Origin of the sequence: Sporosarcina highlanderae (genome assembly GCF_030433715.1) — a bacterium.
GTDB lineage: Bacteria > Bacillota > Bacilli > Bacillales_A > Planococcaceae > Sporosarcina > Sporosarcina highlanderae.
On the sequence record NZ_JAROCC010000015.1, the window covers coordinates 54,087 to 61,160 of the forward strand.

At 44.5% G+C, this 7,074-nt stretch carries 6 protein-coding genes; all 6 read right to left on the reverse strand.

Annotation, left to right across the window (positions count from 1 at the left end; genetic code table 11):
* Nucleotides 1–17: 17 nt before the first annotated feature.
* Nucleotides 18–1,439 (reverse strand): aminotransferase class I/II-fold pyridoxal phosphate-dependent enzyme, encoded by a 1,422-nt coding sequence (locus P5G49_RS15595; RefSeq protein WP_301245286.1) that lies wholly within the window; start codon nucleotides 1,437–1,439, stop codon nucleotides 18–20.
* An 86-nt stretch (nucleotides 1,440–1,525) separates the two neighbouring features.
* Nucleotides 1,526–2,674 carry an ABC transporter permease gene (locus P5G49_RS15600; protein WP_301245288.1) on the reverse strand — a complete coding sequence of 383 codons (1,149 nt, stop codon included), beginning with the start codon at nucleotides 2,672–2,674 and terminating at the stop codon, nucleotides 1,526–1,528.
* Nucleotides 2,675–2,686: 12 nt separating this feature from the next.
* On the reverse strand, nucleotides 2,687–3,877 hold the full coding sequence (locus P5G49_RS15605) for an ABC transporter permease (RefSeq protein ID WP_301245289.1): 1,191 nt from the start codon (nucleotides 3,875–3,877) through the stop codon (nucleotides 2,687–2,689).
* Nucleotides 3,878–3,888: 11 nt separating this feature from the next.
* Nucleotides 3,889–4,821 (reverse strand): ABC transporter ATP-binding protein, encoded by a 933-nt coding sequence (locus P5G49_RS15610; protein WP_301245290.1) that lies wholly within the window; start codon nucleotides 4,819–4,821, stop codon nucleotides 3,889–3,891.
* 135 nt (nucleotides 4,822–4,956) lie between these two features.
* Entirely contained in the window at nucleotides 4,957–5,610 is a 654-nt protein-coding gene (locus P5G49_RS15615) for a response regulator (RefSeq protein ID WP_301245291.1), read from the reverse strand.
* The gene (locus tag P5G49_RS15620) at nucleotides 5,607–6,815 is read right to left on the reverse strand and encodes an ATP-binding protein (RefSeq protein ID WP_301245292.1); all 1,209 of its coding nucleotides are present in this window, start codon (nucleotides 6,813–6,815) and stop codon (nucleotides 5,607–5,609) included. Before P5G49_RS15620 ends, P5G49_RS15615 begins: the two co-directional genes overlap by 4 nt.
* Nucleotides 6,816–7,074 lie beyond the last annotated feature (259 nt).

Consider the following 7,074-nt stretch of genomic DNA (forward strand, 5'->3'; position numbering starts at 1 on the left):
ACTGATTCCTCCGACCTTCATTTCAATACATAGAGCACTTTTTCTTCAGGGCGAATAGCGCCTTGAAATCTTGCTCCTGCCTTAATTAATGTAGATAATGCCGTGACGTGGCTCTCCATGATCCTTTCTCCTTTAATCAATAACGGAATGCCTGGGGGATAAGGAATCAAAGATTCTGCAGCTACACGCCCTGTTGCTTCATCCATTGCTATCCATTCCGTTTCCATATCGACTATGCTGGAAGGAGGATATACAAGCATGGAGATTCCGTCCGGCCATGCAGCCATGTCGGGAAGAATAAGGTTATCCTCTACTTTACCCAAGTTGTTAACTACTGCAATCATTTTTTCCTTCCAATCTTTTAATGGCGGGTTAGACTGTTCATTCCACAACGGCAAAATAAGTAGGACCTGGTAAGGATCCGCAAGTTCTGTGTAAATACCTTTTGATTCGAAAGCTGCCTGCAATGCGAAGCCGGATTGGCCTTCTGCACGTATTAACAGTTTCAATGGATCATCAGTCTCTATGACTTTTAGGCAATTGATCTCCTTTAATTCCTGGATGAATGAAGAGCGCAGTTCCATGAATCTTTGTTTATCACTTTCCTTACACGAGGCTGCATAGGCCCTCGCATCATCGAGGGAGGCCATAATTAAGTATGACGGGCTGCTTGTTTGTAACATTTGTAGATAATGGGCAATTTTCTTTTCGGAAATGAGCTCCGATTGGACGTGGAGGAAAGACCCCATCGTCATTGCTGGCAACGTTTTATGAGCGGAATGTACGACAACATCAGCCCCTTGTTCGATGGCAGAGCGGGGAAATGGCTCACCAACGATAAAATGTGCTCCATGTGCTTCATCGACCAATACAGGTACGGAATGAGAATGGCATAGTTCAATAATTTCCCGAAGCCCTTTACCCACCACGCCGTAATACGTCGGATACGTTAGGACGACGGCTTTTGCTTCAGGGTTCATAGCAAGCGCTTCATCCACCTGTTCCGCAGTGAGTACACCCGGTGTACGAGTATGCGTATCCCACGGGGGACTGATCAGCACGGGATGGGCACCCGTCAATTCGATTGCATGGAATACCGATTTATGGGCGTTACGCTGGACGATTACCGTGTCTCCCTTCCCGCAAGCTGAATAGATCATCGCTAAGTTCCCTACCGTTGAGCCGTTGACTAGGAAAAAGCTTCTACTCGATTTATATAGAGCGGTCAATAGGCTTTCAGCTTCCTTTATGATCCCTTCCGCCTCATGCAGGTCGTCTAGTCCCGTAAGCTCGGTGTAATCATATGAAAGAGCCTGCCGCATCCCGTCCGGCAAGCTTGAAAGAAGACCATGCTTATGCCCCGGCACGTGAAAGGAAGCCGGGGCCTGTTCTTTGAAAGAGTGCAACGCCTGCACAAGCGGGCGATTGTTTTGATTCATCTCAAGTTCCACTTCCTTTGCTATTTCTATTATAAAGGATAATCAACAATCAGACTAAAAAAGTGTGACATCGGGTTGGCCCAATGTCACACATATTTCATTCTTGTCAGTCCAATGGAGAGGAATAACGCCGCGAATCCAAGCAATGCAATCAGTGGCATGGCGATATCGCCTATGGTGCCACCTTCTGTAATCAACTTCGTAAACCCTTCCATTGCCCATTTTTGTGGGATGTAGTTGGCGATTTTCTGCATAACTTCTGGCACCATGCTGATCGGCCAATAGACACCACCTAACATACAAGTTGAAATGATCACTAATGTACCGATAGCGTTTTGCTGCTCTACTGTTCGCACGAAGCCTGCAATGGCCATACCGAGACCTATGACACAGAGTAATAAAGATGTAACAAGGATGAATAATGCTGCCGTATGACCCCAGTTTACACCGAACAGTGTTGACGATAGCGCAATAAGAATAAAAAACTGGATCCATCCTACAATGAAGAAAGATAAGAAATGTCCTAACAGCACCTGGAATCGGCTAACCGGAGTCGTGAAAAGCCTTGACCAAATTCCATTCTGCCTTGCCTCTATTAGTGTCCCTGTCATCGAAAGCATCATAATCATGACGAACATGATGGAAAAACCTGCGGAACTATTAGAGACGCCCATCATCGAATTTCCTGTAGACATACCTGCTTTTTGCTCCGTCCACGTCTCAATCCTTCCTTCATTTACAGTGAGCCTCTCGTAGATGGACTCCCAGTCTTCATTGAAATAAGCACTTCCCACCTGTGCCGCGGCAACGTAAATGTCTATGCTTTGAATAGTCTGATTCACCTGCTGTTTTACGAGTGGCGCGGTTGCCATTCCGGGAGAAGGTTGAAAACTGACGGCTGACTCACCGTTGCGAAGCTTATTTGCAATTCCACTCCTTAGTGTTACAATGCCTTGCACCTCATTACCTGCCAACAACTCTTTCCCCTCATCCGGAGTAACCAGTTCGTAGGAAATCATTTCATCAAGCATCAGTTTTTGAGTGATGTCCTTGGAAAGTGGCGTCTGTTCCTCGTCGACCAACGCGATGCGGAACGATACATCCGCGTCCTTTCCAAAAATAGTTCCGAACAGAAAGGTGAATAACAGTGGCATCCCGAACATTAAGACGACCGAAGATTTCTTCTTGAATGTGCGTTTGATTTCGAAAAGGCAAATCGATAAGATCTTCTTCATTTCGCATACCTCCTATGCAATCCGGCGCCCAAGCCGGAGGGAACTGATGAAAATAGCCGTAACCCCTATACCAAGCAAAACCGCTGCCGGCAGCCATAATGTAGACCAAGGGGCTCCTTCCATAATTGATATGAAGCTCGTTAATGCCCAAGAATTCGGCGTCGCCATAGCAATTTTTCGCATGATTTCTGGAAATAAAGATAGGGGCAACATCGAGCCTCCCAACAATGCCAATACCTGGACACCCATACTCCCAATGACATCCGCCATTTTCTCGTTCGTCGTAAAAGCTGCTACAACCATCGCCAAACCCGCTACTGAAAAGATATAGAAGAATGTGATGAAGAGGATTTGCAGGATGGATGGACCCCAGTCGACCTTTAACAAGAGACGTGTAGCTCCTAAGAAAATCAAAAATTGAATCCATGCAAATAGAAAAGAACCGATGAATTTTCCTGTTAGGATTGACCGGACGGAAGCTGGCGTCATCATCAATCGCGACAGTGTTTCACTTCGCCTTTCTTGATGAAATGACTTCCCACCTGCCATTGCATTGAATAAAAGGAACATCGCCGCCATGGCTGCGGCATAGTATTGCATGGAGCTCACTGATTCCTCTTTAGGCGGCTCAATAACGTATGCCCTCTGTTCGTTCACAATCTGCTCTATTGATGCCGTAAGCTCGTTTTGGATCTCCTCCAAATTGATATCATCTTCCGCGGCAAGTGTTGCAGCCTCCGCCATCACTGTAGCCGTCGAATTTTCAATAGCCTGCGACATTTGGGCAACTGTTTCAATCATCCGCCGTATGACGGTTGCTCCTGTTTCTTGCCCCGAAATAGGAATGATGACAGCTCGGTTCCCTTCAACGCCACTTCCCCATCCATCCGGAAACAGTAGCCCGACATGTACTGCCCTTTCTTCCATCCAATCCATCAGTTGTTTTTCCGACTCCGCATGTTCAATCGTAATGGTAAGCCCGTTTTCCCCTAACGACTTCATAATGCTTTTCGTCATTAAATTCGATTCGGGTGAATAGACGCCTAAAATAGTTTCAGGCATGCTTCCACCACCCATAACCCCTTTCAAAGCGGAACCTAAAATGAGAGTTAATAAAATCGGCATGAGAATCATCATTAGGATGGCTTTCCGATCTTTTAAGTGAATCTTTGCGTCTTTAACAGCTATCAAAAGGCTTTTCATTTCAGTCCCTCCTATTCACGCAAAGAGCGCCCTGTCAATTGCAAAAACAATGTTTCCAAATTCGCTTCCTGAAGTTGCATGGATTGGATGTGTACACCTTGTTGACTTGCAAGTAAAATCACACCCGCAACAATTTCCATTTTCGAATGCAAATGTATATCAATTTCATATGTTGGTTGGACAATCACTTTTTCCACCCCATGCAATTTCTTCAACTGTTCTATAAATAAAGGGTGCAATGAATCTACCGTTAGTTTCAGAACAGTCCCGCCTGCCAAGCGATTATTTAAATCCTTTTTAGTCCCACTTGCAATCAATTTCCCATCATCAATAATTGCAATCCGCTTGCAAAGATACTCGACCTCTTCCATGTAATGGCTCGTGTAGATGACCGTCATCCCTTTCTCATTCAATGATTTGACCGTTTCTAAAATATGATTCCTTGATTGAGGATCAATGCCGACTGTCGGTTCATCCATAATGAGAAGCTTCGGCCGGTGCATGAGCGCGGCACCAATGTTGATCCGTCTTTTCATACCGCCCGAAAACGTTTCAATTCGCCCTTTTGCACGCTCTGTCAATCCAACGATTTCTAAGATTTCCTTTGCACGGGACCTCGCATCTTTACCTGAAAGGCCATACATCCTCCCCCAAAATACCAGATTATCCAGTGCCGACATCGTTGGATAGAGCGCAATATCCTGCGGCACAACCCCTATCATCTGTTTGATTTCTTTAAGATTTTTGCTAACCAATTTTCCATCGATCCAAATATCACCCGTTTCGAACGGTACCAGCCCACATATCATTGAAATAAGCGTCGACTTTCCCGCCCCATTCGGACCAAGCAATCCAAAAGACTCTCCTTTTTCGACTTGCAACGAAACCCCTTTGACGACTTCACGTGAATCAAAGCTCTTTTTCACATTTAAAAGTGTAAGCATTTGTCGCCGCCTCCTTTTATATCCATCTTAATTCGGCTGGCCTTGTTTTCCATCGAGCGCGAGATAGATTTTGAAGGCATGAAAAAAACGGCACCAATGTGCCGTTTTACATGGACCCTATGCGGATAGTAATGTTTAGAACGTTGTAATGCCATAACGGACAGCATAAATGGCTGCTTGCGTCCGATCACGTAGCCCTAATTTCTGAATGACGCTCGAAACATGGTTCTTAACTGTGCCTTCGGTAATGAATAATGCGTTTGCAATTTCCTTATTGTTCAGCCCTTCCCCTAAGCGTGTCAGAACCTCCATTTCTCGATCAGATAACTCCTCCGCACTCTTCGGTATCTCAACCAAGCTATTATGACTTTTCATTCTAAGCTCAGTCAACACTTGCGAAGTGAATTCCTTCGGCAAAACGACGCCCCCGTGCTGGACAGTGAGAATCGCCTGTACAATCGTATCCGTCGGCATATCTTTAAGTAAATACCCGCTTGCCCCCTCTTCAAGCGCATCGAATATATGTTCACTGTCATTGAAAGTCGTTAGTATCAATACTTTAACATCCGGCAGGTTTGTCTTTAATAACTTCGTCCCCTCCACCCCATTCACCTTGGGCATCCGGATATCCATTAAAACAATATCCGGAAGAAGCTCCATCGCTTTATCAAGCGCATCCTTTCCATCCATCGCAGTCCCAATCACTTCAATTTCCGGACGCAAGCCAAGCAACGTGCCAAGACCTTCCCTCACTAATGGCTGGTCATCAACAATCATGACCCTTATCATCCCGTCACCCCCGCCGATATCCGTTGAAGTGGAAAGGTAATCATAATTCCAAAGCCTTCCCCTTCAACACTTTCGATTTCAAATGAACCACCATGCTCTGCAACACGTTCTTTCATATTAATCAATCCGAAATTCGGTATAATATTTTTTTTTCCTTTTCCATCATCTTTAATCAGAACACGGATCTCTTTTTCATCCATATGAATCTTCACAATACAAGTATCCGCATTTCCGTGTTTTTTCGCATTCGTCAATCCTTCCTGCACAATCCTTTTGATGGTTGGTTGCAGTGATTTTGGGATGGAGGAAATATTTCCGTCTGAATCTAACCATGTTTTCATATGAGTCATAGCTGAAAACTCTTTCAGAAGCCCCTCCAAATCATCCTGAAAAGATTGTCCATCAAAGTCCTCTTTCAATGTCCGGACAGACACCCGTAACTCATGGAGTGCTTCTCGCGACAACTGCTCACAAATGTTAAGAACTTCTTTCGCTTTTTTAGGATCCCTCTCCGCCATTTCTCCGGCTACTTGCAACTGGACGATCAATGCCGTCATCTTATGACCGACGGTGTCATGAATCTCACGTGCAATCTCATTGCGCTCGCGAATGACCGTTAACTGCTCAACTTGCTGCGAATAGTCCTTCAACTGACGATGCGCAGTCTGTAAAGCACCATGGGAATCATTCAATTGTTCATATTGGGAAGCAATCGTTTCCTTCGCACTATGAAAGTTCCGAATAAGCCCCCCGACAAAAGCGCCGTAAAAGACGAACATACCATTGACGATATTACTTGAAACAGAAAAAATACCGGTCTGCGCATATAAACGCAAACTGATTAGTATCCATAAAGCAAAAAATGCCCCTGAAAAAAGCCCAAGCAGCTTCTTACGGTCATACAGTAGGAAAACGGTTGTCGAAAGGACACCGAAAAAAATTAAATACAAATATCCACTTTCATAGAACGAAAAACCAAATCCCGTAATGACAATAAAGTCAATCGAGGAACAAAGAATCCGTGTCTTCTCCCGGACATTTGCCATTTGAATAAAATGGCTCGTTATAAATATGGGAATGGCGACTATTATATAGAACGTCCGTAGATCTTTAATTCCGTCTGTCATTTGAAGAAAGTAACCACTCAAAATGACTAACATGACAACCCGTACTAAGGAGAATAAAAATAGAGAGAAACTTTTCACAACTACTCCCCCGTTCTATGTCTATTATTCTAATAATGAACTACTATGATTGGTAACGCAATATGGAGATGGTGTTTCGGTAGGGGGTTTTGCACGAGAATTGAGGTTTTTCTTGAATTTTATGGAGTTTTTTTGCTTGAGTTTTGTGTAGTTATGCTCGATTTTCGGAACTTAGGTAACAGTATTTAAACACAAAAAAACCATCCCCACAGGGATGGCCTTTGCCCGGCGACGTCCTACTCTCACAGGGGGAAGCCCC

What these genes read in the sequence shown, in the direction of transcription:
- P5G49_RS15595 (WP_301245286.1), bottom strand. Translation starts at nt 1,439, where the DNA reads ATGAATCAAAACAATCGCCCGCTTGTGCAGGCGTTGCACTCTTTCAAA.
- P5G49_RS15600 (WP_301245288.1), bottom strand. Translation starts at nt 2,674, where the DNA reads ATGAAGAAGATCTTATCGATTTGCCTTTTCGAAATCAAACGCACATTC.
- P5G49_RS15605 (WP_301245289.1), bottom strand. Translation starts at nt 3,877, where the DNA reads ATGAAAAGCCTTTTGATAGCTGTTAAAGACGCAAAGATTCACTTAAAA.
- P5G49_RS15610 (WP_301245290.1), bottom strand. Translation starts at nt 4,821, where the DNA reads ATGCTTACACTTTTAAATGTGAAAAAGAGCTTTGATTCACGTGAAGTC.
- P5G49_RS15615 (WP_301245291.1), bottom strand. Translation starts at nt 5,610, where the DNA reads ATGATAAGGGTCATGATTGTTGATGACCAGCCATTAGTGAGGGAAGGT.